General features: G+C 72.3%; 20 protein-coding genes and 1 tRNA gene. 9 read left to right on the top strand and 12 right to left on the bottom strand.

What is annotated here, in order from left to right; all coding sequences use genetic code 11:
• Nucleotides 1–13: 13 nt before the first annotated feature.
• From CFP66_RS05465 to CFP66_RS05450, 4 genes are all read right to left on the bottom strand, one after another.
• Entirely contained in the window at nucleotides 14–913 is a 900-nt protein-coding gene (locus CFP66_RS05465) for a carbohydrate ABC transporter permease (protein WP_094920788.1), read from the bottom strand.
• Nucleotides 900–1,847 carry a carbohydrate ABC transporter permease gene (locus CFP66_RS05460; RefSeq protein ID WP_094920786.1) on the bottom strand — a complete coding sequence of 316 codons (948 nt, stop codon included), beginning with the start codon at nucleotides 1,845–1,847 and terminating at the stop codon, nucleotides 900–902. The genes CFP66_RS05465 and CFP66_RS05460 overlap by 14 nt, the downstream gene beginning before the upstream one ends.
• The gene (locus tag CFP66_RS05455) at nucleotides 1,844–3,229 is read right to left on the bottom strand and encodes a sugar ABC transporter substrate-binding protein (RefSeq protein ID WP_158228031.1); all 1,386 of its coding nucleotides are present in this window, start codon (nucleotides 3,227–3,229) and stop codon (nucleotides 1,844–1,846) included. Before CFP66_RS05455 ends, CFP66_RS05460 begins: the two co-directional genes overlap by 4 nt.
• Before the next feature lie 279 nt (nucleotides 3,230–3,508).
• A complete protein-coding gene (locus CFP66_RS05450; RefSeq protein ID WP_094920783.1) occupies nucleotides 3,509–3,946 on the bottom strand; it encodes a nuclear transport factor 2 family protein in 438 nt (145 codons plus the stop codon).
• Between the two features lie 128 nt (nucleotides 3,947–4,074).
• On the opposite strand from CFP66_RS05450, the gene CFP66_RS05445 reads away from it, so the two are divergent.
• Entirely contained in the window at nucleotides 4,075–4,626 is a 552-nt protein-coding gene (locus tag CFP66_RS05445) for a TetR/AcrR family transcriptional regulator (RefSeq protein ID WP_094920781.1), read from the top strand.
• Nucleotides 4,627–4,798: 172 nt separating this feature from the next.
• On the opposite strand, the gene CFP66_RS05440 is transcribed toward CFP66_RS05445, so the two are convergent.
• Nucleotides 4,799–7,582 (bottom strand): FAD-binding and (Fe-S)-binding domain-containing protein, encoded by a 2,784-nt coding sequence (locus CFP66_RS05440; RefSeq protein ID WP_094921594.1) that lies wholly within the window; start codon nucleotides 7,580–7,582, stop codon nucleotides 4,799–4,801.
• Between the two features lie 503 nt (nucleotides 7,583–8,085).
• Nucleotides 8,086–9,435 (bottom strand): dipeptidase, encoded by a 1,350-nt coding sequence (locus CFP66_RS05435; RefSeq protein WP_094920780.1) that lies wholly within the window; start codon nucleotides 9,433–9,435, stop codon nucleotides 8,086–8,088.
• A 246-nt stretch (nucleotides 9,436–9,681) separates the two neighbouring features.
• Here CFP66_RS05435 and CFP66_RS05430 point away from each other — a divergent pair, with 246 nt between their 5' ends.
• Entirely contained in the window at nucleotides 9,682–11,346 is a 1,665-nt protein-coding gene (locus CFP66_RS05430; RefSeq protein ID WP_094921592.1) for a fatty acyl-AMP ligase, read from the top strand.
• Nucleotides 11,347–11,439: 93 nt separating this feature from the next.
• Here CFP66_RS05430 and pth read toward each other — a convergent pair whose 3' ends face one another.
• From pth to glmU, 4 genes are all read right to left on the bottom strand, one after another.
• The gene (pth, locus tag CFP66_RS05425; RefSeq protein ID WP_094921591.1) at nucleotides 11,440–12,021 is read right to left on the bottom strand and encodes an aminoacyl-tRNA hydrolase; all 582 of its coding nucleotides are present in this window, start codon (nucleotides 12,019–12,021) and stop codon (nucleotides 11,440–11,442) included.
• Nucleotides 12,022–12,026: 5 nt separating this feature from the next.
• Nucleotides 12,027–12,659: a 50S ribosomal protein L25/general stress protein Ctc gene (locus tag CFP66_RS05420; protein WP_094920778.1), complete on the bottom strand. Its 633-nt coding sequence runs from the start codon at nucleotides 12,657–12,659 to the stop codon at nucleotides 12,027–12,029.
• Nucleotides 12,660–13,017: 358 nt separating this feature from the next.
• Entirely contained in the window at nucleotides 13,018–13,989 is a 972-nt protein-coding gene (locus tag CFP66_RS05415; RefSeq protein WP_094921589.1) for a ribose-phosphate diphosphokinase, read from the bottom strand.
• Between the two features lie 5 nt (nucleotides 13,990–13,994).
• Complete coding sequence (gene glmU, locus CFP66_RS05410; RefSeq protein WP_094920777.1) at nucleotides 13,995–15,497, bottom strand: bifunctional UDP-N-acetylglucosamine diphosphorylase/glucosamine-1-phosphate N-acetyltransferase GlmU; 1,503 nt, start codon at nucleotides 15,495–15,497, stop codon at nucleotides 13,995–13,997.
• Between the two features lie 264 nt (nucleotides 15,498–15,761).
• Here glmU and CFP66_RS05405 point away from each other — a divergent pair, with 264 nt between their 5' ends.
• Both CFP66_RS05405 and CFP66_RS05400 read left to right on the top strand, forming a co-directional pair.
• Nucleotides 15,762–16,232, top strand: coding sequence for a L,D-transpeptidase (locus CFP66_RS05405; RefSeq protein WP_094920775.1), 471 nt, complete (start codon nucleotides 15,762–15,764; stop codon nucleotides 16,230–16,232).
• Between the two features lie 117 nt (nucleotides 16,233–16,349).
• Complete coding sequence (locus tag CFP66_RS05400) at nucleotides 16,350–16,787, top strand: OsmC family peroxiredoxin (protein WP_094921588.1); 438 nt, start codon at nucleotides 16,350–16,352, stop codon at nucleotides 16,785–16,787.
• 178 nt (nucleotides 16,788–16,965) lie between these two features.
• Here the strand turns inward: CFP66_RS05400 and CFP66_RS05395 are convergent, their stop codons facing one another.
• Nucleotides 16,966–17,751: a hypothetical protein gene (locus CFP66_RS05395; protein ID WP_094920773.1), complete on the bottom strand. Its 786-nt coding sequence runs from the start codon at nucleotides 17,749–17,751 to the stop codon at nucleotides 16,966–16,968.
• A 166-nt stretch (nucleotides 17,752–17,917) separates the two neighbouring features.
• On the opposite strand from CFP66_RS05395, the gene CFP66_RS05390 reads away from it, so the two are divergent.
• Nucleotides 17,918–19,090 carry a sensor histidine kinase gene (locus CFP66_RS05390; protein WP_094920772.1) on the top strand — a complete coding sequence of 391 codons (1,173 nt, stop codon included), beginning with the start codon at nucleotides 17,918–17,920 and terminating at the stop codon, nucleotides 19,088–19,090.
• A complete protein-coding gene (locus CFP66_RS05385) occupies nucleotides 19,087–19,782 on the top strand; it encodes a response regulator transcription factor (RefSeq protein ID WP_094920770.1) in 696 nt (231 codons plus the stop codon). Before CFP66_RS05390 ends, CFP66_RS05385 begins: the two co-directional genes overlap by 4 nt.
• A gap of 44 nt (nucleotides 19,783–19,826) precedes the next feature.
• On the opposite strand, the gene CFP66_RS05380 is transcribed toward CFP66_RS05385, so the two are convergent.
• Nucleotides 19,827–19,897, bottom strand: a tRNA-Gln gene (locus tag CFP66_RS05380).
• Between the two features lie 207 nt (nucleotides 19,898–20,104).
• Between CFP66_RS05380 and CFP66_RS05375 the strand changes: the two genes are divergently transcribed.
• The 3 genes from CFP66_RS05375 (at nucleotide 20,105) to CFP66_RS05365 (ending at nucleotide 23,373) form a co-directional block, all read left to right on the top strand.
• On the top strand, nucleotides 20,105–21,055 hold the full coding sequence (locus CFP66_RS05375; RefSeq protein WP_094920769.1) for an acyl-CoA desaturase: 951 nt from the start codon (nucleotides 20,105–20,107) through the stop codon (nucleotides 21,053–21,055).
• Nucleotides 21,056–21,292: 237 nt separating this feature from the next.
• Nucleotides 21,293–22,516 carry a class I SAM-dependent methyltransferase gene (locus CFP66_RS05370; RefSeq protein WP_094921586.1) on the top strand — a complete coding sequence of 408 codons (1,224 nt, stop codon included), beginning with the start codon at nucleotides 21,293–21,295 and terminating at the stop codon, nucleotides 22,514–22,516.
• Entirely contained in the window at nucleotides 22,513–23,373 is an 861-nt protein-coding gene (locus CFP66_RS05365) for a sugar phosphate nucleotidyltransferase (RefSeq protein WP_233159154.1), read from the top strand. Before CFP66_RS05370 ends, CFP66_RS05365 begins: the two co-directional genes overlap by 4 nt.
• The last annotated feature ends 3 nt before the right edge of the window (nucleotides 23,374–23,376 follow it).

Below are 23,376 nucleotides of genomic sequence, written 5' to 3'. Positions count from 1 at the left end.
CGTCGCCGGGCCGCTACTTGAAGCCGGCGCTCTTGATCGACTCCACGATGTGGCGCTGGAAGAAGAAGAACAGCGCCAGCATCGGCACGGCGGCCACGGTGGCGGCGGCGAGCGTGTAGTTCCAGTTGCCGGTGTACTGCAGCTGGAAGCTCGCGATGCCGACCTGGACCGTGCGCAGGTTCGGGTCGGAGGTGATCGTCAGCGGCCAGACGAACGAGTTCCAGTTGGCGAGGAAGAAGAACACCGTCAGCGCCGAGAGGATCGGCCGCGAGAGCGGCAGGATGACGCTCCAGTAGACGCGCCAGTAGCCGGCCCCGTCGAGCAGCGCCGCCTCCTCGAGCTCCGCCGGGATCGAGAGGTAGAACTGGCGGAGCAGGAAGATCCCGAAGGCGTTGAAGATCGCCGGGACGATGAGGCCGGCGTAGCTGTCCACCATGCCGAGCGTGCGGACCACCGCGAACGTCGGGACCATGATCACGGGCAGGCTGACCAGCAGCGTCGAGAAGATCACGAGGAAGATCGCCTCGCGGCCCGGGAAGCGCAGCCGGGCCAGGGCGTAGGCGGCCATCGAGTGGAACCACAGCGCCAGCACCGTGATCACGGCCGAGATGAATGCGCTGTTGAGCAGGTAGCGCAGGAACGGGACCTCGGTGAAGACGTAGACGTAGTTCTCGAACGTGGGTTCCTGGGGCAGGATCGTGGGCGCGGTGACCTCGGCCTCGGGTTTGAACGAGCCGAACACCATGATCACCAGTGGCAGCACCGTGAGGACGCCGAGGACGAGGCCGAGGGTCAACAGCCCGATGTTGCGGCGCGTCCACCGGGCGCGAGGTGCGGGTCTGCGCCGCTCCGGGCTCGCACCGACGGAGCCGGCGGGCGCCGTCGCCTCCAGGAGTTGGTCAGTCGTCGGCATGGCTGAACCGCCCTCCGCGGGTGAGGAAGAACATCAGGGCCGACCAGGCCAGCAGCCCCACCAGCAGGACGGAGCCGACCGCGGCGGCGTAGCCGTACTCGCCGAACAGGAACGCCTGCTCGTAGACGAAGAAGATCATCACGCTGGTCGCGCCCGCCGGGCCGCCCTGCGTGAGGACGTAGACCAGGTCGAGACCTCCGGTGACCACCGCGATCGTGCTCGTGAGGAGCACGAAGAAGCTGGTGGGGGCCAGTAGCGGCAGGGTGATGCCGCGAAACTGCTGCCACGGGCTCGCCCCGTCCACGCGGGACGCCTCGTAGAGCTCGCGCGGGATGTCCTGCAGCCCGGCGAGGAAAATGATCATGTAGTAGCCCATCTGGAACCAGACGGAGATCAGGATGACCGCGGTGAGGGCCAGGTTCGGCGATCCGAGGGGCGAGATCCCGTCGAGCCCCACGAAGGCGAGCGCGCGCGACACCACGCCGACCTTGTCGGTGAGCATGAACTGCCAGATCATGCCCACGACCACGAGGCTGATCACGTAGGGCAGGAACAGCGCGCTGCGGACGATGCCCACCCCGGGGAACTGCTCCTTCACCAGGACGGCGAGCGCGAGGCTGACGACGAACATCACCGGCACCGTCACGACCACGTAGATCGCGGTGGTGCGCAGGCTGGCCCAGAACTGCGGATCCTGGGCCAGCCGGATGTAGTTGTCGAGGCCGATGAACTCGAGGTGGCCGAACCCGTCGAGCGAGAAGAACGCGAGCGCGATCGCCAGGATCATCGGCACGACGACGAAGACGAAGAGCCCGAGGGAGTCGGGGAGCAGGAACAGGAAGGCGGCCCGGCGCTCGCGCTTGCGCATCGGGGTGAGCGGGGCGCGGCCGGTGCTCGAACGCCCGGCCGTGCGGTTCAGCGACACTGCCGTCATACCAGCGTGCCTCCCTCGTAGGTCTGGAGGAAGCTCTCGATCGCGTCCTGGGCGAGCCGGGCCTGGGCGCGCGCGTCGCCTCCGGCCAGCTGCACCGACTGGATGGCGTTGGACAGCGCCTTGTAGAGCACCGGTGGGTACCGCGGCTCGCCGCGGCTGGAGTCGAGCAGCTCGCGCAGCGCGGCCCGGGCCGGCTGGTGGTAGGACGGCAGCTGCTCGCTGGCGGAGGCCACCGACTTGCGCGGGGGCAGGTTCGACTTGGCGCGGTAGTTCCAGTCCGCGCCGCGCGCGACGCTCTCGGCGCTCATGCTGCCGATCGACTCCACGACGAAGCGCGCGGCCGCGTCGGGGTTGCGCCCCCGGTTGTTGACGGCCCACGCCCACCCGCCCGCGGACGTGATCCGCTCCCCACCAGGGGGCTGCGGCAGCGGGAGCACGCCGTACCGGTGGTCGGGCGCCTGCAGCTCGAACTCCGCGACGGTCCACGGGCCGGTCTGCCACATCGCCGCGAGGCCCTGCGTGAACCCCGGGACGATCTCGCCCCCGGCCGGCAGCGTCCGCGGGGAGACACCGCGGGCGATGCCTGCGCCGAAGAACTCCAGCGCGGCCACCGCGGCGTCCGAGTCCAGTCCGGGCAGCTGTGTCGCGGGATCGATCACCTCGCCGCCGCTCTGCCACAGCCAGGGGTAGAACATGAAGTTCTGGTAGTAGCCCGGTTTGGTCTCCAGCACCAGCCCGGAGCGCCGCGGGGTCGTGAGGCGCTCGGCGACGTCGAGGAGCTGGTCCCACGTGGTGGGCAGGTCGCCCTCGGACAGGCCGCTCTCCTCGAAGGCCGCCACGTCGTAGTACAGGCTGATGGGGTCGATCTCGATCGGGAGACCGTAGATCCCGTCCCCGACGATGCGCGTGCCGAGCGCCTCGGGGTAGAAGTCGTCGAGCGCCTCCTGCGTCAGGTACGGCTTGAGGTCCAGCAGGACCCCGCCGTTGTAGTAGCGCAGGAACTCGCCCGGGGAGATCATGAAGATGTCCGGCCCGTTGTCCGCGGCGAAGGCCGTGGCGATCCGCGGGTTCATCGGGTTGACGTAGTCGGGCACGAACATCGGCACGACCTGCTCGGGGTGGTGCGCGTTCCAGTGGTCGATCGCCGCCAAGTACCACTCGCTCTGCGCGACCACCTCGGGGTCGCCCGACGGTTGCGGCGCGTGGGCGTTCCAGAACTGCAGGGGTTCCGAGCTCCCCGTGCCCGAACAGCCGGCCAGCCCGAGCCCGGCGGCGCCGAGGGCGGCGGCCCCGGCGAGCAGGCGGCGGCGGCCGAAGCGGACAGGGGGATCGGCACGCCCCGGCAACCCGGTGGCAGGGGCTCGCGTGCTCCGCGACGTCATCGTCCTCCGACCCGTGGAATCGATTTCACGGCTTGACGGGTGCAGTCTTAGCCGTCGCGACCGGGAGGAGTCAAGTGCGCGGCGGATGCCGCCTACTGCGTGGGAGCCCGCCATCTCTGAACGGAGCGCGACACGCGCGCCGCACGCCCCGACTCGCGGGGGTGTGCCCGCCCCCCCGCGAGTCGGGCCTCACCCCTCGCGAGTCGGGCCCGCCCTTCCGCGAGTCGCGCCCTCACCCCCGCGAGTCGGGCCCTACTCGCCAGTGCGTCGGGGTGCGGATCAGGCAGCGGAGAGTGCTGCGGCCAGGTCCGGGGTGCGCCCCAGCAGTGCTGCCATCGCGATGGGGTCCATGTAGTCGTCGTAGGCGACGATCTCGCCGTCCCGCACGCGGATGACGCCGAGGGCCCGGAACCGGTAGGGCCCGCCGGTGGCGCGCGAGTGCCCGTGGTGCTCGATCTCGACGACGACGACCTCGGGGTCGTCGGTCTCCCGGACGAGCGCGTCGACTCCCGCGATCTCGAGCAGCTCGCGCTGCCCGGACGCGAGCCCGTGGAACTCGCGGATCGCCTGCCGGCCGCGCAGCTCACCTGGTGTGCCCGGCGGGGCGAACGGGTAGCGCAGCACGCCGTCGAGGGCGAAGAGGTCGGCGAACTCGACCCCCTCGCCGGCGACCATCCGGCGGACCTGCTCGACGACCTCACGCGGGCTGCGGTGCATGCTCGTTCTCCCTAGAATCGGAACGGTGACCCCGCTTCGACGATACGGAACGCGTGCCCCGCTTGGCGGCCTCGAGCCCGAACCCCTCGCCACTCGCGGGTCGGGGCGCGCACGTATCGCGGACTGCGATGTCTGAGCGAGCGCTGCGCGCCGACGCCCGGCGCAACCGCGACCGGGTGCTCGCCGCGGCCCGCCAGGCCTTCTCCGAACACGGCTTCGCGGTGCCCCTCGACGACATCGCTGACGCCGCGGGCGTCGGGCCCGGCACCGTCTACCGGCACTTCCCGACCAAGGAGGCGCTCTTCGAAGCCGTCTCGCTGGTCCGGGTGCAGGAGCTGGCGGCCGATGCGCGCGCCCGCGCCGGCGCTTCCGACCCCGGCGCCGCGTTCTCCGGGTTCCTGGACCGGGTCACCGAGGAGGCGGACGCGAAGCGCGACCTCCCGGACGCGTTCGCCGGTGCGGGTGCCGCGCGGGTCGCCGAGGCGGTGGCGGAGATGCACGAGGCGCTCGGTGTCCTCCTCGCCCGGGCGCAGGAAGTCGGTGCGGTCCGCCGCGACGTCTCCGTCTCCGACCTGATCGCCCTGCTCAAGGGCCTGTTGTACGCGGTGCGCACCGACCCCGATCCGGCTTTGCGCCACCGGCTGCTCGCCGTGGTGCGCGACGGGCTCCAACCGAAGTAGGGGTGAGGATCAACCTTTCGACCGATCCGGACGAGGGGGGTGACGGCCTAGCGTGATCTGTGCGCGGGCGGGGTCGGGGGGACCCCGGTGGGGAGTCTCGCGCAGCGCGACCGGCCCCCTGCCCGTCGAGGGTGGCAGGGGCCGGTCAGCGTATCTCGAAGTGGTGGACGGCTCAGCGGGCTCGCAGCGCCATGCGCAGCACCTGCGCCAGGTGCAGCGCCCGCCGCGGCGTCTCCTGGGCGATCTGGGTGCGGCAGCTGAAGCCGTCGGCCACCACGAGGGTGTCGGCGTCGGCGTCGCGGACGGCGGGCAGCAGCACCCGCTCGCCCACCGCCGTCGAGACGGCATAGTGCTCCTGTTCGAAGCCGAAGTTGCCGGCCAGGCCGCAGCAGCCCGAATCGAGCGTGCGGTTGGCGACGCCGGCCTTCGCGAGCAATGCCTCGTCGGCGGCGAAACCCAGGTCGGCGTGCTGGTGGCAGTGCTGTTGGGTGATCGCCGTGCGACCGAGGGCGGGCAGATCCCAGTCCGGGGCGTGGCGCTGCAGGAACTCTGCGAGCGTGAGCGTCTGCTCGGCCAGCGCACGGGCGCCGTCGGGGAGCAGCTCGGTGGCATCGGCCCGCAGGGCGGCGGCGCAGCTGGGCTCGAGCGCGACCACGGGAAGCCCCGCGTCCAGGTACGGCCGCATCACCGAGACGGTGTGCTCCAGCACCCGGCGCGCGATCCGGAGCTGGCCGGTAGTGATCCAGGTGAGCCCGCAGCAGACCTGGCCGGGCGGCACCAGCACGTCGAAGCCGGCGGCCTCGAGCACCTCGGTGGCGTCGCGCAGGACCTCCGGGGTGAGGTGGTTGTTGAACGTGTCGGGCCACAGCACCACGGCGGGCCGCGCCGCCACCGGTGGCCGCTGCGGGCGGCGACGGAACGCGCGGGTGAACGTCGCGGGCGCGAACCGCGGGATCGCTCGCTCCTGCGCGATCCCGCCCACGCGCTTGAGCAGCGCACGCACGCCGGGGGTGCGTCCGGCCAGGTTGACCAGGCCGGGCGCGAGCGAGGCGAGCCGCGCCCAGAGTGGGAGCCAGCCCATCGAGTAGTGCGACGCCGGGCGCAGCCGGCCCGCGTAGTGGTGGGCGAGGAACTCCGACTTGTAGGAGGCCATGTCGACGTCGACGGGGCAGTCGCTCTTGCAGCCCTTGCACGACAGGCACAGGTCCAGCGCGTCGCGCACCTCGGTGGAACGCCAGCCGTCGGTGATCGTCTCCCCGCGCAGCATCTCCATCAGCATGTGCGCCCGGCCCCGGGTGGAGTGCTCCTCCGCGCCGGTGACGGCGTAGCTGGGGCACATCACCCCGCTCGGCTCCTTGACCACGCACTTGCCGACACCGACGCAGCGCCGCGCGGCCTGGTCGATGCTGCCGCCGTCGTGGGCGAACGCCAGCAGCGTGCCCCGGTCGAGCGGCGGGTGGAAGCGCAGGCCGGCGTCCACCGGGTCGGGCTGCACGAGGACGCCCGGGTTGAGCAACCCCTCCGGGTCCCAGATGGCCTTGAACGCGCCGAACGCCCGCATGACCGGCTCGCTGTACATCCGCGGCAGCAGCTCGGCGCGGGCCCGCCCGTCGCCGTGCTCGCCGGAGAGCGACCCGCCGTGCGCGACGACGACGTCCGCGATGTCGTGGGAGAACGACCGGAATCCGGCCCGGCCGCGGTCGGAGACGAGGTCGAAGTCGATGCGCACGTGCAGGCAGCCCTCGCCGAAGTGCCCGTAGGTCACGCCCTTGCGACCGTGGCGGCGCAGTAGTGCGGCGAAGTCCTCCAGGTACGCGCCGAGGTGTTCGGGTGGGACGGCCGCGTCCTCCCAGCCGGGCCACGCCTCCGAGCCGTCGGCCAGCCGGGTGGCCAGGCCCGCCCCCTCCTCGCGCACCCGCCACGCCACGCGCTGCGCGGCCGGCTCGGTGATCACCTGGGCGGTCGCCGCGTCGCGCAGCTCGGCGGCGAGGACGTGGGCGCGCTCGGTGGCCTCGGCCTGCGTGTCGCCGGTCATCTCGACGAACAGCCACGCGCCGCCGTCGGGCAGGTCGACGGCTCCGCGGCCGGGACGGCTCGTGAACAGCGCGAGCAGCTCCGCGTCCATGCCCTCGACCGTGGCGGGGTGGTGCGGCAGGACCCGGGGCACGGCGTGCGCGGCCGCGATCGCGTCCGGGAAGCCGAGCACGAGCAGCACCGTCGCCGCGGGGAGCGGTACGAGCGAGACGGTGGCGCCGAGCACGGTGGCGCAGGTGCCCTCGCTGCCCACGAGCGACCGGGCGACGTGGAAACCGTTCTCGGGCAGCAGCTGGTCCAGCGCGTAGCCCGACACCCGGCGCGACAGCCCGGAGAACTCGCGCCGGATCTCGCCGAGGTGGCGCGACACGAGCTCCTGCAGGCGGGGGTGGTCCTGTCCGGCACCGAGCTGCATCCGCGTGCCGTCGGCGAGCAGGACGTCGAGCTCCTCGACGTTGTCCGAGGTCTTGCCCCAGGCCACCGAGTGCGAGCCGCACGCGTTGTTGCCGATCATCCCGCCGATCGTGGCGCGGCTGTGGGTGGACGGGTCGGGGCCGAAGCGCAGCCCGTGCGGACGGGCGGCGGCCTGCAGCTCGTCCAGGACAACACCGGATTCGACGCAGGCGGTGCGCCGCTCCGGGTCGATCTCCAGGATCCGCGTGAGGTGGCGCGAGGTGTCCAGCACGACACCCGGCCCGACGGCGTTGCCGGCGATCGACGTGCCCCGCCCGCGGGCGGTGAGCGGCACGCCGTGCGCGCGGCAGGCGGCCAGGACCGCGGCCACGTCCTCGCTGTTCCGCGGGAAGACCACGCCCTGCGGGACGCGCCGGTAGTTCGACGCGTCGGTGGCGTAGAGAGCGCGGGTGGCGGTGTCGAACGCGACCTCGCCGCGCACGGTCTCCCGCAGCGCCTTCTCGATCATGATCCCCCGCACCTCGACTCCACGGTCATCATTGTGAGCGCCTCCGAAATGCAGGACAGCTTCGAGGTGCGGATCGGGGCCATCAGCGCCACGAGCGCGGTGGCCACGAGCGTCCACCGGGGCCTTGCAGCGTCCGGCCGCGGCCCGCCCACGCACCCTCCGCTCTCCTCCGTGGGCGGGGTGCGCGGTACGAATCAGGGGGCGGCCGCCGGGTTGCGGTGGGCGCGCCGTTCCCGGCTCGACGCCTCCGGCCCCACCCCGCCCGGGGCTTCACGCGCAGTCGGTCCGGCGCCGAGCTCGACCTCCGCGCCGAGGGTGGTCGGGTTGGGTACAAGCCAGATCAGCGAGAGTGGTGTGAGGGCGACAGATCTGACGCCCTCACACCACCGCTGGCGCTCATGACGGAGAGTCGGCGCGCGAGACGTGCGTGAGCGTGGCCGCGAGGGCCCCGACACCGTGCGCCGCGTCGTCGAAGGCGGCGAACGGGTGAGGTCGACGCGGGTCTACCCGGCGAGCTCCGCCAGGAGCAGCGCCTCGGCCAGTGCGGCGCGGCCGAACATCGCCAGGTCCAGGCTCTCGTCGATGCCGTGCCAGCGGCTCGCCGGGTCGCCCACGCCGGTGACCAGCACCGACGCGCCCGGGAAGACCCGGGCGAACTCGCCGATGAACGGGATCGAGCCGCCGATGCCGGTCTCCACCACCGGGTTGCCGTACGCCTGTGCGAACGCGCGGCGTGCGGCGTCGTAGGCCGTGCCGGTGTTGTCCACGGTGAACGGTGCGGCGATCCCGGGCTCCGGCGTGACCGTCACGTGCGCGCCCCACGGCACGTTCGCCTCCAGGTGCTCGGCGAGCGCGCGCTGCGCCTTGACGGCGTCGTCGCCGGGCGCCAGCCGCATGCCGACCCGTGCGCGCGCCCGCGGCAGCAGCACGTTGGCCGACTCCTCGACGCGAGGTGCGTCGATGCCGAGCACGGCGACGGCCGGCTTGGCCCAGGACCGCGTCGGGATGCTGCCCCCGCCCAGCAGCTGCACGCCCTCGAGCAGGCCGACATCGGAGCGGAAGACCGCCTCGTCGAGGTCCGGGGCGTCCGAGGCACCGTGCACCAGCCCGGCCACGGCGACTTCGCCGTCCGCGTCGTGCAGGGTGGCGAGCGCGCGGCACAACGCGGTGAGAGCGTCGCCGACCGCGCCGCCGTAGACGCCGGAGTGCACCGGCCGTTCCAGCATCGCGACCTCCACCGTGACGTCGACGAGCCCTCGCAGGGTGGTGGTGAGGGCCGGGACGTCGACCGCGGGGTTTGCGGCGTCGGCGATCACGATGACGTCGCTGGTGAGCAGCTCGTGGTGTTCCCGCAGCAGCGCCGGGAGGGTGGGGGAGCCGGACTCCTCCTCCCCCTCCACGAACAGCGTGACGTGGACGGGGGGATGCCCCTCGAAGGCGCGCAGCACGGCAAGGTGCGTCATCACACCGGCCTTGTCGTCGGCGGCGCCACGGCCGTAGAGGCGGCCGTCGCGCTCGGTGGGCTCGAACGGCGGGCTCGTCCAGTGCTCGTCGCCGCCGGTGGGCTGCACGTCGTGGTGGGCGTAGAGCAGCACCGTCGGGGAGCCGGCGGGGCCGGGGAACCGGGCGACGACGGCGGGCGCGCCGCCGTCCGCCGCGATCACGGAGACGTCGGCGGCCCCCGCGTCCCGCGCCAGCTCGGCCACGGCGTCGGCGCTGCGGCGCGTGTCCTCGGCGTGCGCCGGATCGGCCCAGATGCTGGGGATGCGGACGAGCCGCTCCAGGTCGGCGCGGGCGCGGGGGAGCGCGGCGTCGACGGCCGAGGCGAGAGCGCTGTCAAGCTGGTCCGACATGCCGCCCGATGCTAGTGCTCCCTCCCCGCGCCGGCGTACGTCCAGAGCTCCTGCCTGCGCAGCGTGGATCGCGATACGCACGCGCTCAGACCCCGACTCGCGGAAGTTGGGCGCGCCACTTCTCCGCTTCTCCGCGAGTCGGGGTCTGGTGCACGCGTGTCGCGGCCTCGGCGCTATGCGGGGCGGTGTCCACGGTGTCCGATCCGGCAGCACCGCGAGCGACGGCAGACCGTAGGCTCGGTGACCATGTCCCGGTTCCTCGCGATGCTGCTGGACTCCGCCGCCCGTTCGACCCGCGGGATGACGACGGGCGAACCGACGCAGCCGTCCCGCCGGACGTGGCCGCAGGTGCACGGGGACGCGCGGCGCATGGCCGCGGCCCTGCGCGCGGGCAGCCCCGGCATCGAGCGCGGCGCCGCGGTGGGGGTCCTCGCCGGTGAGCCGGTGTCGATCGCCCCGGCCGCGCAGGCCGTCTGGCTCTGCGGCGGCAGCGTCACCATGCTGCACCAGCCGACCCCGCGCACCGACCTCGCCGCATGGGCCGAGGACACGGTGTCGGTGCTGGACATGATCGATGCACGCCTGGTCCTGCTCGGCGCCCCGTTCGATGCGCTGGCGCCCGTGCTCACCGAGCGCGGCATCCCGTTCCGGACGCTCGACGGGCTCGCCGAGGGCGCGGAGGGCCTCGAGCCCGACGTGGACGTTGCGGGCGAGGACGACACCGCGCTCCTGCAGCTCACCAGCGGATCCACGGCGGAGCCGAAGGCCGTTCGGATCACCCACCGCAACCTGCACGCCAACATCTCCGGGATGGTGCAGGCGTCGGCGCTGGACGTGGAGCGCGACGTGATGGTGTCGTGGCTACCGCTGTTCCACGACATGGGGATGGTCGGGTTCCTGACCGTCCCGATGGCCACCGGGCTCGAACTGGTGACCGTCACACCGGTCGACTTCCTCAGCAGGCCGCTGCTCTGGGCGGAGCTGATCTCGAAGTACCGCGGCACGGTCACCGCCGCCCCGAACTTCGCCTACGCGGTGCTGGGCCGCCAGCTCGCGCGCGCCGAGGAGGGCTCGCTCGACCTCTCGTCGCTGCGCATCGCGCTGAACGGGGCCGAGCCGATCGACCCGGCCGCCGTCGCGGGTTTCACCGACGCGGGCGCGCGGTTCGGCCTGGATCCCGGGTCGGTGCTCGCGGCCTACGGGATGGCCGAGACGGCGCTCGGGGTGTCGTTCGCGCCGATCGACACGGGGCTCGAGGTCGACCACATCGATGCCGACCAGCTGGAGACGCACCGCCGTGCCGTGCCCGCCGGTGACGGACCGTCGCGCGCCTTCCCGCTGCTCGGCCCGCCGCTGCCGGGCATCGAGGTGCGGGCGGTCGACGACGACGGCCACGTGCTGGGCGAGCGCGAGGTGGGCGTGCTGCAGTTGCGCGGCGACTCGGTGACCCCCGGCTACCTCACCGTGGACGGCCCGGTCGCCACGCAGGACGCCGACGGCTGGCTCGACAGCGGCGACGAGGGCTACCTCGCCGATGGCGCGGTCGTCGTCTGCGGCCGCCGCAAGGACGTGATCATCATGGGCGGCCGCAACATCTACCCCACCGACATCGAGCGCGCCGCCGCCACCGCAGGCGACGTGCGGGCGGGCAACGCGGTCGCGGTCCGGGTGCCGGCCGGGGGCGAGGGCGGGCGCCACCGCGAGTCGTTCGCCGTCGCGGTGGAGTCGCGCAAGGCGGGCGACGCGGAGGCCGAGCAGCTCATCCGCAAGGACGTCATCGGGCGGGTGGTGTCCGCCGTGGGTGTGCGGCCTGCCGAGGTCGTCGTGCTCGGCCCGGGCTCGCTGCCGAAGACCCCATCGGGGAAGCTCCGCCGCGCCGCGACGGGCGACCTGCTGCGCGCCCGCGGGTAACCAACCCCCGCAGACCCCCGCACCTTGGAGCCCTACTGCTGTCAGGAGCGCCGAACAACAGCAGTACGGCTCCCAAGGTGCGGTGTCAGCCTGTCAGCCGCTCAGCGCGTGGAACTTGTTCTGCGCGGGCTCCAGTCCGTCGGACAGGAGCGACTCCGTGGCGTCCGCCGCGAGGTCGACGGCGAACTCGATCTCCTTGCGCTCCGCGCCGGAGAAGCGCTTGAGCACGAAGTCGGCCGGGTCCTGGCGGCCGGGTGGGCGGCCGATGCCGAACCGGATCCGCAGGTACTCCCGGGTGCCGAGCGCGCCGGTGATCGAGCGCAGCCCGTTGTGGCCGCCCTCGCCGCCGCCGCGCTTGAGGCGGATCACCCCGAAGCCGAGGTCGAGGTCGTCGTGCACGACGACGACGTCCTCGATCGGCACCGAGAAGTACTTCGCCAGCCCGGCGACCGGGCCGCCGGAGACGTTCATGTACGTCCGCGGTTTCGCGAGGACGACCCGGCGCCCGGCGAGCCTGCCCTCCAGCACGTCCGCGTTGCTGCGGTGCTTGGAGAACCGGCCACCGCCTGCCCGCGCCGCGAGCAGCTCGACGACGCTGAAACCGACGTTGTGGCGGGTCTCGGCGTAGCCGGGGCCCGGGTTGCCGAGCCCGACCACCAGAGCGGGGCCCGGCACCACGATCAGCTCTCCGACGCCTCGGCGCCGGACTCCGGGGCGTCCTCGACCACACCGGCGGCCTCGAGGTCGACCTCCGACTCCAGCTGCGCCTCGGTGGGCGAGGCCACGACGTTGACGACGAGAAGCTCCGGGTCGGCCTTGAGCTCGGCGCCCTCGGGCAGCCGCACGTCGGAGGCGTGGACCTGGGCGCCGATCTCGAGACCCTCGACGGAGACCTCGATCTGCTCCGGGATGTTCGAGACGTCGGCCTCGATCTCGAGGGTGTTGAGCTCCTGCGCGATGAGCGTGCCCGGAGCGGCGTCGCCGACGACGACCAGGTACACCTCGACGGCGACCTTCTCGCCGCGGCTGATGACCAGCAGGTCGACGTGCTCGATGTAGGGCCGGACCGCGTGCGTCACGACGGTCTTGGTGAGCGCCAGCTGCGGCTTGCCGCCGATGTTCAGGGTGAGCACCGCGTTGCGGCCCTGGTCGCGCACGACCCGCGCGAACTCGAGCTGCGGCAGCGAGAGGTGCTGCGGATCGGTGCCGTGCCCGTAAAGGACGGCGGGGATCTTGCCGGCGCGACGGGTGCGGCGGGCGGCGCCCTTGCCGAACTCCGTGCGGGTCTCGGCGTCGATACGGGCCTCGGCCACGATGGTCTCCTCGATCGGAACTGCTGCGGTGGACGCGCGCGGCGAAGCAGACCGGGGGGACCGGGTCTGCGTCGATCACGGCGGGCCAGCGTGCACCCGCCCTCGCCGCGGAACGGCTGTCGACTTTACGCGCCCGGCCCCGCCCCTCCGCCGCCCGGGGTGCCGCCGCCCCCGCCGCCCGGGGTGCCGCCACCTCCGACGCCCGGGTGCCGCCACCCCGCGAGTCGGGGCCCACCGTGCGCGAGTCGGGGTGTGGATGCGTGCATGTCGAGGCGCGAGTGCACGACCCGGGCACCCGGATCGCGACTCGTGCACGCTCGGACCCCGACTCGCGGGGGGAGGTGAGGAGGGCTGGGGCTCAGGCGTTGCCGTCGAAGAGGCTCGTGACGGAGCCGTCGTCGAAGACCTCGTGGATCGCGCGGGCGAGGAGCGGGGCGATCCCCAGCACCGTCATCGTCGGGAACCGCTTGTCGTCCGGGATGGGCAGCGTGTCGGTGAAGATCACCTCGCGCGCTCCGGAGTCGGCCATCCGCTGGCGAGCCGGGCCGGAGAGCACACCGTGGGTGGCCGCGACGACGACGTCCTTGGCGCCCGCCTTCAGCAGCACATCGACGGCCTTGGAGACCGTGCCGCCGGTGTCGATCATGTCGTCGATCACGACGCAGAGCCGGCCGTCGACCTCGCCGACGACGCGGTTCGCGACCGCCTCGTTCGGACGGCGCGGATCGCGGGTCTTGTGGATGAACGCCAGCGGCGTGCCACCCAGGGTCTCGGCCCAGCGCTCGGCCAGCCGGACGCGGCCGGAGTCGGGGGACACCACGGACATCTCGTGCCCGGCGTAGGTGCGCTTGATGTGCTCGGCGAGCACCGGGAGCGCGAAGAGGTGGTCGACCGGGCCGTCGAAGAAGCCCTGGATCTGCGCGGTGTGCAGGTCGACGGTCATGATCCGGTCAGCGCCCGCGACCTTGAACATGTCGGCGATCAGCCGGGCCGAGATCGGCTCGCGGCCGCGGTGCTTCTTGTCCTGGCGCGCGTAGCCCCAGAACGGCATCACGACGGTGATGCGTTTGGCCGAGGCCCGTTTCAGGGCGTCGACCATGATGAGCTGCTCCATGATCTGGTCGTTGATCGGTGCGGAGTGCGACTGCAGCACGAACGCGTCGCAGCCGCGCACCGACTCCTCGAACCGGACGAAGATCTCGCCGTTGGCGAACGAGTACGCCGACTGCGGCGTGATCGTCACGTCGAGGTGCTTCGCAACCTGCTCGGCCAGCTCCGGGTGAGCCCGTCCCGAGAACAGCATGAGGTTCTTCTTGGGGGTCGCCGACATCGCGCTCACCGTGCTGTGCCTCCATGGACGTCGATGGCCGGGTCGGCCGCGCGTGCGGCGGCCTCGGCGGCCGGAGTGCCGGGCCGCTTCCGCGCGACCCACCCCTCGATGGTGCGCTGTGACCCGGCCGACACGGCCAGCGCCCCCGGCGGCACGTCCTCCCGCAGCACAGCGCCCGCACCCGTGTACGCACCGTCGCCGACCTGCACGGGAGCGACGAAGGTGTTGTCCGACCCGGTCTTCACGTGCGAGCCGACGACCGTGCGCTGCTTGCGCACCCCGTCGTAGTTGACGAACACCGAGGACGCCCCGATGTTGCTGTGCTCGCCGATCGTGGCGTCGCCCACGTAGGTGAGGTGGGGCACCTTCGTGCCCGCCCCGATGTCGGAGTTCTTGACCTCGACGAACGTGCCGATCTTGCCGCGCTCACCGAGCCGCGCGCCGGGCCGCAGGTAGGCGAACGGTCCGACGGACGCGCCCGGGCCGATCACGGCGCCGCTGCCGTGCGTGCGCACGACGACGGCGCCGGCCCCGATCTCGGAGTCCGTGAGCGTGGTGTCCGGGCCGACCTCCGCGCCGCCGGCCACCGCGGTGGAGCCGTGCAGCTGCGTGCCCGGATGCAGCACGACGTCGGGCTCGAGGCGCACCTGGACGTCCACCCAGGTGGTGGCCGGGTCGACGACGGTGACGCCCTCGCGCATCCACCGCTCGAGCAGGCGCCGGTTCAGCTCGGCGCGGAGCGTGGCGAGCTGCACGCGGTCGTTCACGCCGCAGACCTGCCACGCGTCACCGCATCGCAGGCCGCGGGCGTCGGCGCCGCTCCCGCGGGCCATCGCGACGAGGTCGGTGAGGTAGAGCTCGCCCTGGTTGTTGGTGGGGCGCAACTGCCCGATCGACGAGCGGAGGAACGCCGCGTCGAACGCGTAGACCCCCGAGTTGATCTCTTTGACCGCCCGCTCCTCGAGCGAGGCGTCGCGCTCCTCGACGATGCGGGAGACGGTGCCGTCGGGTGCGTGCAGCACCCTGCCGTAGCCGGTGGGGTCCTCGACCGCGCTGGTGAGCACGGTGACCGGCGAGCCGGACGACGCGTGCTCCTGCAGCAGCGCGCCGAGCGTGTCCGGTGCGAGGAGCGGCACGTCGCCGTAGGTGACGAGGACGGGGCCGTCCAGGTTGTCGGGCAGGGCGTCCAGCCCGCAGCGGACCGCGTGGCCGGTGCCCAGCCGCTGCTGCTGCTCGGCGGCGAGCACGGGGCGGGCCAGCTCGTCGGCCATCTCGGCCATCGCCGCCCGCACCTGGTCGCCGCCCGCGCCGACGACCACGACGAGGTGCTCGGGCTCCAGCGCGGCCGCGGCGTGGACGGCGTGACCGAGCAGGCTGCGCCCGCCGATCGGGTGCAGGACCTTCGGAGTGGCGGACCGCATCCGGGTGCCTTCGCCGGCCGCCAGCACGATCGCGGCGGCGGGACGGGCCGGCGTGTCGGACGACCCTGGCCCGTACGGGTCGAGCATCTCAGCCCTCTCCCTGGTTCTGCTGCTGCGGACCGGTGCGGCGAGCGGAACGGCGATGCCGCGGGGGTGCGGCTCGACGCGCCGGTGCCGGCGGTCGGGACCGGGGAATCCTACGGGGTCACCCGCCTGCGCGCTGTCACCCGGTGAGGCGCCGTAACCGGGACCGGCACCTGGTCGTTGTCCGGTCCGGGCACTCTCCGTACCGGAATCGTCACAGCACGGGCACGGCGGCGTGTGGACGGTTCCAGTCACGGAAGGCATTCGATGGGCAAGCACCGCAGGGCCGCTCACCTGCGTCCGGCGTCGGTGATCGTGGCCGCGCTGGTGGTCCTGGGCGGGCTCGGGCCGGCCGGCGCCGCGTACGCCGAGGACGCGCCGGTGGCGGGCACACCGTGCAGCGCCGAGGCCCGCGCGTGCGTCGACCTCGCCGCGCAGCAGGCCTGGCTCATCGAGGACGGGACGGTCGTGCGCGGGCCGGTCCCGGTCAGCAAGGGCTCGCCGGGCCACGAGACCCCGACCGGCGACTTCCGCGTCGAGTGGAAGAACACCTACCACCGCAGCAAGGAGCACGACGGCGCACCGATGCCGTTCGCCGTGTTCTTCGCGGAGGGCGGGATCGCGTTCCACGAGGGCAGCCTGGACAGCACGTCGTCCGGTTGCGTGCGGCTCGGGCACGAGGACGCCATTCAGTTCTACGACTTCCTCCAGATCGACGATCGGGTCGAGGTCCGGTGATCGACCGTTCGCCGTCGGTCACCGACCGGTCGGCTCATCACCCGTGCCATGGCGGATGATCCGGACGACGTACCAGTTGTCAGGGTGGGAACCGACAGCGACGAAGGGACCAGCACCATGGCGACGCGCACTGCCCGGACGGCCTGGAACGGCTCGATCCAGGAGGGGTCCGGCCAGGTCGAGCTCACCAGCAGCGGGGTCGGCACGTTCGACGTCAGCTTCCCGAAGCGCACAGCGGACGCTGCGGACGGCACCACCAGCCCGGAAGAGCTCATCGGCGCGGCGCACACGGCGTGCTATGCGATGGCGCTCTCGGCGGAGATCGGGCGTGCGGGGGGCACACCGCAGTCGCTGGACGTGCGGGCCGATGTGACGCTGGGCTCGGACCCGGCGGGCGGGTTCCGCATCTCGGAGATCGCGCTCACCGTCCGTGCCGAGGTCGAAGGGCTGGACGCGGCAGCGTTCGAGCAGGCCGCGCAGGCGGCCAAGGCAGGCTGTCCGGTCAGCAAGGCGCTGGCCGGCACCACGATCACGCTGGATGCCGCCCTCGACTGAGGCGGATCACGGTTCTGGCGAAGAAGAGGGGTTGACATGAGGTGCACGGGGAACGGGCGTCCGCCCGAGCCGCCGCCGCGTCCCGGCGGTCGCTGAACCCAGCAACGAACGGCACTTCCGTCGGCATCCCGCCGACGGAAGTGCCGTTCGTCGTGATCGGAGCTCGGGGAACGGGCGGTCAGCCGTAGGTGCCGAGCTCGGCGAGTGCCAGCACGGCCACGGCTGCCAGCAGCCCGAAGCCGACGTCGGCGCGGCGCGGTCGGCGGGTCCGTCGGACGGCGTCGCGGAGCAGTTCCACACCGGTCGGCAGCAACGCGACGCACAGTCCGATGGCGCCGATGACGGTCATCGTCTCGGTGCCCTTCAGCATGCCGAGCGGCACCAACGACATGGTTCCCAGGCCGATCGCCCGTACCGCACCCAAGGTCCGGCTGAGGTAGGCGGCGACGGCCAGGACGTACCAGCCGAACATGATGGTGAACGTGAGGTACCGGATCACCTGGAAGGTCGCGTCGCCGTAGGCGTCGCCGATGAACGCCGTGGCGGCGGGCAGCCCCCGGAGCTCGACGAGCTGGAACGCCAGGAAGCCTGCCCCGTAGTGGTAGGAACGGGCGAACAGGCCCATGAGCACCATCACCGCTGCCCAGGTGGCCCACCGCGGCCTGGTGCGGGCGATGCGGTGGGCCAGCACCAGAACCGCGGGCCAGAGCAGGATGTCGCCCGCCAGCCAGCAGTTGTAGGACGCGGTCATCAGAGCGGGGTCCTCCGCGAAACCGCGCAGCTGATCGGTGAAGAAGAAGTCGTACCCGATGCGCAGGAACGTGCCGATCAGCAGGAGCACCGGTCCGGCGAGCATGGCGACGCCCCCGACCCAGGGCCCCGGGAACGGGGAGGTGCCGCCGGGCCCGGACGTGACGCGGCGCGGATCTGTGCGCTGCAAGCAGCGCGGGGCCGTGATCTTCATCGGCCCAGGGTGGTGTCCGGGGCACCGGTCGCGGATCGGCCCGAGGCGGACACTTCGGGGTGGTACCTGCGCCGGAGCCCGGGCGGTTTCCACAGCGGCGATCGGACCAGGGGCTGATCACCTCAGCTCCGATGTCCGCCGTGAGCTGCGTGCTTACGATGCGGGCATGACCGTGGCGGCCACCCGCAGCAGCGCTGCCTTCGGGGCGAGCCCCGTGCGTGGCCTGGTCGGTGACGTGCTGCTCGTGGTCCTGGTCCTCGCCGTGGACATCACGGTCGGGGGGAACCTCCTGAAGGACGATCCGGACCCGGGCTGGCGGGTGGGCGCGTCCTTCGCGGTCGCGACGAGCGTCGCCGCGGCGGTCGCGGTACGGCGGTGGTGGCCCGTCCCGGCACTCGCGGTCGCGCTCGGTGCGGGGCTCGCGGGGGCGGTGCTCGGCGTGTTGTGGGATCCGTTCCTCGGGGCGGCGCTGGTGGCCTGTCAGCTGGCGCTCTCGCAGCCACGGCGGCCGGCCCGGTACGCGTTGGTGTGCTCCCTGGTGGCGGTGGCCGTCGGCACGATCGCCGGCGAGGTCCTGCGCCCCACATCCGCGTGGTGGTTCGGGATCGGTGTCCCGCTGGTCCTCGGTTGCTGGCAGGCGGGTCGGATGGTCGCCGAGCAGCGACGGCAGGCCGTGGAGCTGGAGCGGCAGCGCGAGCACCGGATCGTCGTCGACGAACGGCTGCACATCGCCCGTGAACTGCACGACGTCCTGACCCACGGAATGGGTCTGATCGCGGTGCAGGCCGGCGTCGCGAACCACCTCGCGTCGAGCCGGCCGGAAGCGGTGGGTGAGGCGCTGCGGACCATCGAGACGACGAGCCGCGAGGCCCTCGCCGAGACCCGGCGGCTGGTGAGCGCGCTGCGGGAGGACAGCGGGCGTGAGCCGACGCCGGGGCTCGAGGGACTGGCCGGGCTCGTCGAGGCCGCCTCCGGTGCCGGGGTGCGGGTGGAACTGTTCGCGGACGGGGCCCCGGGCGGGTTCGGCGACGTTCCCCGGACGGTCCAGCTGGCCGCCTTCCGGATCGTGCAGGAGGCGGTGACGAACGTGATGGCACATGCGGCACCGGCGACGTGCCGGGTGCACGTGTGGGCTGAGGGCGGCGTCGTCCGGGCCGAGGTCGTCGACGACGGCACCCAGGGCCCTCGCAGCACCGGCAGGCCCGGGCACGGACTGGCCGGTATGCGGGAGCGCACCGCGATGTACGGCGGCACCTTCACCGCGGGGCCCCTGCCCGAGGGCGGTTTCGGGGTGTCCGTGGCCCTCCCGTACCCACCGATCGGGGCGGAGGGCCCGTGACGACGGCCGCCCCGATCCGGGTACTGATCGCCGACGACCAGGCGCTGCTGAGGGGGAGCTTCCGCGCGCTGATCGAGGCCGAGCCGGGGATGACCGTCGTCGCCGTGGCGGGTGACGGGGCGGAAGCGTGTGAACTGGCCCTGTCGGAACTCCCCGACGTGGTGCTGATGGACGTGCGCATGCCGGTCGTGGACGGCATCGAGGCCACCCGCCGGATCTGCACGTCGGAGCGGGCTGCGGGGGTGCAGGTGCTGATCCTCACGATGTTCGACCAGGACTCCTACGTCTACTCCGCGCTGCGGGCCGGTGCGGCGGGGTTCCTGCTCAAGGACACCCCGCCTGCCGAGCTGTGCCACGCGATCCGGGTCCTCGCCGACGGGCAGGGGCTCCTCGCCCCCGGCATCACCCGGCGGTTGATCGCCGAGTTCGCCCGACGCCCCGAGGCCGACCCGCCGATCCACCGCGATCTGCAGGTGCTGACGCAGCGGGAACTCCAGGTCCTCGAGCTGATCGCCCGGGGTCTGTCGAACACCGAGATCACCGAACGGCTGGGGTTGTCCCCCGCGACGATCAAGACCTACGTCGGTCGGTTGCTGGCGAAACTGCACGCGAGGGACCGGGCGCAGCTGGTCATCGTCGCCTACGAGAGCGGTCTGCTCCGGCCGGGCGGTCAGCGGACGAGAGGCACCTGAGACCCAGGACGGGACGCAGGGAGGTCGAGCCGCGATCTGCCTTGCTCCGCCGCCAGGATTCGAACCTGGACCATCGGAACCAAAATCCGAGGTGCTGCCGTTACACCACGGCGGACTGGGTACCCATCCTGGCAGACCCGGGAACGGGTCCGTGTGGCACCACGTTGAGTGTGCGGGTGGGCGACGTCCGGGCGCTTCGGCCGGTTTTCCCGTTGTTCGGCGTGCGGTGGGTGTGGACGACACGAGGGTCGCCTAACCTCACCCTGACGGACCGGGACCGGCGTCCCGCCCGTGTCCGCGCCGCTCGACCCCGAGGAGCACCATGACCGCCACCGCCGATGACGGCGTGAAGGACCCGTTGACGTCGGGATCGAACCCCGTGATCTCCGGACGGCGTACCGCCCTCCAGCATTCGTTGATCTACGTGTTCGTCGCGGTGCCGATGGTCGCGCTGGTGGCGGCCGTGCCGCTCGTCTGGGGGTGGGGCGTCGACTGGCACGACCTGTTGCTGCTCGCCGTGTTCTACGTGATCGCCGTGCTGGGTGTCACCGTCGGCTTCCACCGCCACTTCACCCACAAGTCGTTCAAGGCGAAGCCGTGGCTGCGGGTCGCGCTGGCCATCACGGGTTCGCTGGCCGTACAGGGCAACGTCCTCAACTGGGTCGCCGACCACCGCCGCCACCACGCGTACTCCGACCGGGAGGGCGACCCGCACTCCCCGTGGCTGTTCGGCACCTCACCGATCGCGGTGGCGCGCGGGTTCCTGCACGCGCACATGACCTGGTTCTTCGACCGCAACGAGACGAACCAGCGCCGGTTCATCCCGGACCTGCTGGCCGACCGCGCGATCGTGCGGGTCAGCCGGGCGTTCGGGGTGTGGGTGGCGGTCAGCCTGCTGCTGCCGGCGGCGCTCGGCGCGCTGATCTCGTGGTCGTGGGCCGGTGCGATCACCGGGTTCTTCTGGGGCGGCCTCGTGCGGCTGGCGATCTCCAACCACGTCACCTGGTCGATCAACTCGATCTGCCACATGATCGGCGAGCGGCCCTTCCGCTCGCGGGACCGCTCGCGCAACTTCTGGCCGTTGGCGATCCTGTCCATGGGCGAGTCGTGGCACAACCTGCACCACGCCGACCCCACGTGCGCCCGGCACGGTGTGCTCCGCGGGCAGATCGACATCTCGGCGCGGCTCATCTGGATCTTCGAGCGCTTCGGGTGGGCCTACGACGTCCGCTGGCCGACCACGCGCAGGCTCTCCCGCCTCACCGCGAGCTGACCACCACCCGTCCGCTCTGACCAGGCGGAACCGGACGGACATCGGAACCGGGCGAGTCGATCTTCCCGGGGCGCATCACCCCACCCCGGCGTTCCCGCCGCGCCGCGCGTGGAAGACTGGCGCCGTGCGCAGGGGAGAGAGCGCACCACGCCACAACGGGGGGTCGCCGTGGTGCTGACCGACAATGCCGTCCAGACAGCCGAAGAGCACGGGGGGACACAAGCCGACATCCCGGCTCTGGCATGCCGGCTCTGCGGTTCCACCCGGCTCCGCAGCTTCCTCGATCTCGGTGCCACACCGCCGTGCGAGAGGATCCTCACGGCGGAGGAGACCGAGGCGCCGGAGATCACCTACCCGCTGCACGTGCGGGTCTGCGAGCAGTGCCTGCTCGCCCAGCTCCCGCCGCTGATCACGCCAGAGGACACCTTCACCGAGTACGCCTACTTCTCCTCGTTCTCGACGTCCTGGGTCGAACACGCCCGCCGGTTCGTCGAGGGTGCGGTGGAGCGGTTGGGCCTCGGGCCCGAGTCGTTCGTCGTCGAGGTCGCGAGCAACGACGGCTACCTGCTGCAGCACGCGGTGCAGCGCGGGATCCGGTGCCTGGGCGTCGAGCCGTCGGTGAACGTCGGCGAGGCCGCGCGGGAGAAGGGCGTGCCCACGCTCACGGCGTTCCTCACCCCGGAGACGGGGGAGCAGGTGCGCGCCGAGCACGGCCCGGCCGACCTGGTGTGCCTCAACAACGTCTACGCGCACATCCCCGACCTCATCGGGTTCACCCGCGGGCTGCGCGCGATGGTGGCCGACGACGGGTGGGTCTCGATCGAGGTGCAGCACCTGCTCACGCTGGTGGAGCGCACCCAGTTCGACACGATCTACCACGAGCACTTCCAGTACTACACGCTGCTCACCGGGCAGCGGGCTCTCGAGTCGGGCGGGTTGACCCTGGTCGACGTGGAGCTGCTCGACACCCACGGCGGATCGATCCGGATGTGGGCGCGTCCGAGCGAGGTGGCGGGGGAGCCGTCGGAGCGGGTGCGTGAGGTGCTGGCCGCCGAAGAGGCCGCCGGGCTGCACACCGCGGAGGGCCACGACGGGTTCGCCGAGGCGGTGTCGCGGGTGCGGGACGACCTGGTGGCGTTCCTCGTCGACGCGCGGCGCGCCGGCCGCACGGTCGTCGGGTACGGCGCCCCGGGCAAGGGCAACACGCTGCTGAACTACTGCGGCATCCGCCCGGACCTGCTCGCCTACACGGTCGACCGCAACCCCTACAAGCACGGCCGGTTCACCCCCGGGATGCGCATCCCGGTGCTGTCGCCCGAACAGATCGCCGTCGACCGGCCCGACTACATCCTCGTCCTGCCCTGGAACCTGCGGGACGAGCTGATCGAGCAGCTGTCCTACGTGCGGGAGTGGGGCGGCAAGCTGGTGTTCCCGATCCCCGAGCTCGAGGTGGTCTCGTGAAGGTCGTGCTGTTCTGCGGTGGGTACGGGATGCGGATGCGCGACGGTGTGTCCGACCTGCCCAAGCCGATGCACCCGGTGGGCCCGCGGCCGTTGATCTGGCACGTGATGCGCTACTACGCGCATTTCGGCCACAAGGACTTCGTGCTGTGCCTGGGGTACGGGGCGCACCACATCAAGGACTTCTTCCTCACCTACTCCGAGACCGCGTCGAACGACTTCGTGCTGCGTGGCGGGGACGTGCAGCTGCTGGGCAGCGACATCTCGGACTGGACGATCACGTTCGTGCACACGGGGTTGGATTCGCCGATCGGGGAGCGGTTGCGGCGCGTGCGCAGGCACGTGGAGGGCGAGGAGATGTTCCTGGCCAACTACGCCGACGTGCTGACGGACCTGCCGTTGAACTCGATGGTCGACCGGTTCCGGCGTTCGTCGGCGGTGGGGGCGTTGCTGGCGGTGCCGCCGCAGTCGGCCTTCCACTGCGTGGAGATGGGCGACGACGGGCTGGTCGGGGGGATCTCGACCCTGCAGGAGATGCCGCTGTGGGAGAACGGCGGCTACTTCGTGCTGCGTCCGGAGATCTTCGACTACCTGCCTCCCGGCGGTGACCTCATCGCCGATGCCTGCCAGCCGTTGGCGAGGGAAGGCCGGCTGCAGGGCTACCAGCACCGCGGGTTCTGGCAGCCGGCGGACACGGTGAAGGAGCGGCACGCGCTGGAGGCGGCCTACCAGGCCGGGAACCGGCCGTGGATGCTGTGGGAGCGCGGCGGGGAGCACGACTCCGGCGAGCCGGTGCCCGGCCCCGACCCCCTGCAGGCCGCGATCGCGGCGATGCAGGACGAGCTCGTCGAACGCTGAGCG

This window comes from Pseudonocardia sp. MH-G8, from assembly GCF_002262885.1.
In the GTDB taxonomy this organism is placed as follows: domain Bacteria; phylum Actinomycetota; class Actinomycetes; order Mycobacteriales; family Pseudonocardiaceae; genus Pseudonocardia.
The sequence above is the reverse complement of the archived record's forward strand: the minus strand, read 5'-3'. Positions and strand labels throughout refer to the sequence as shown.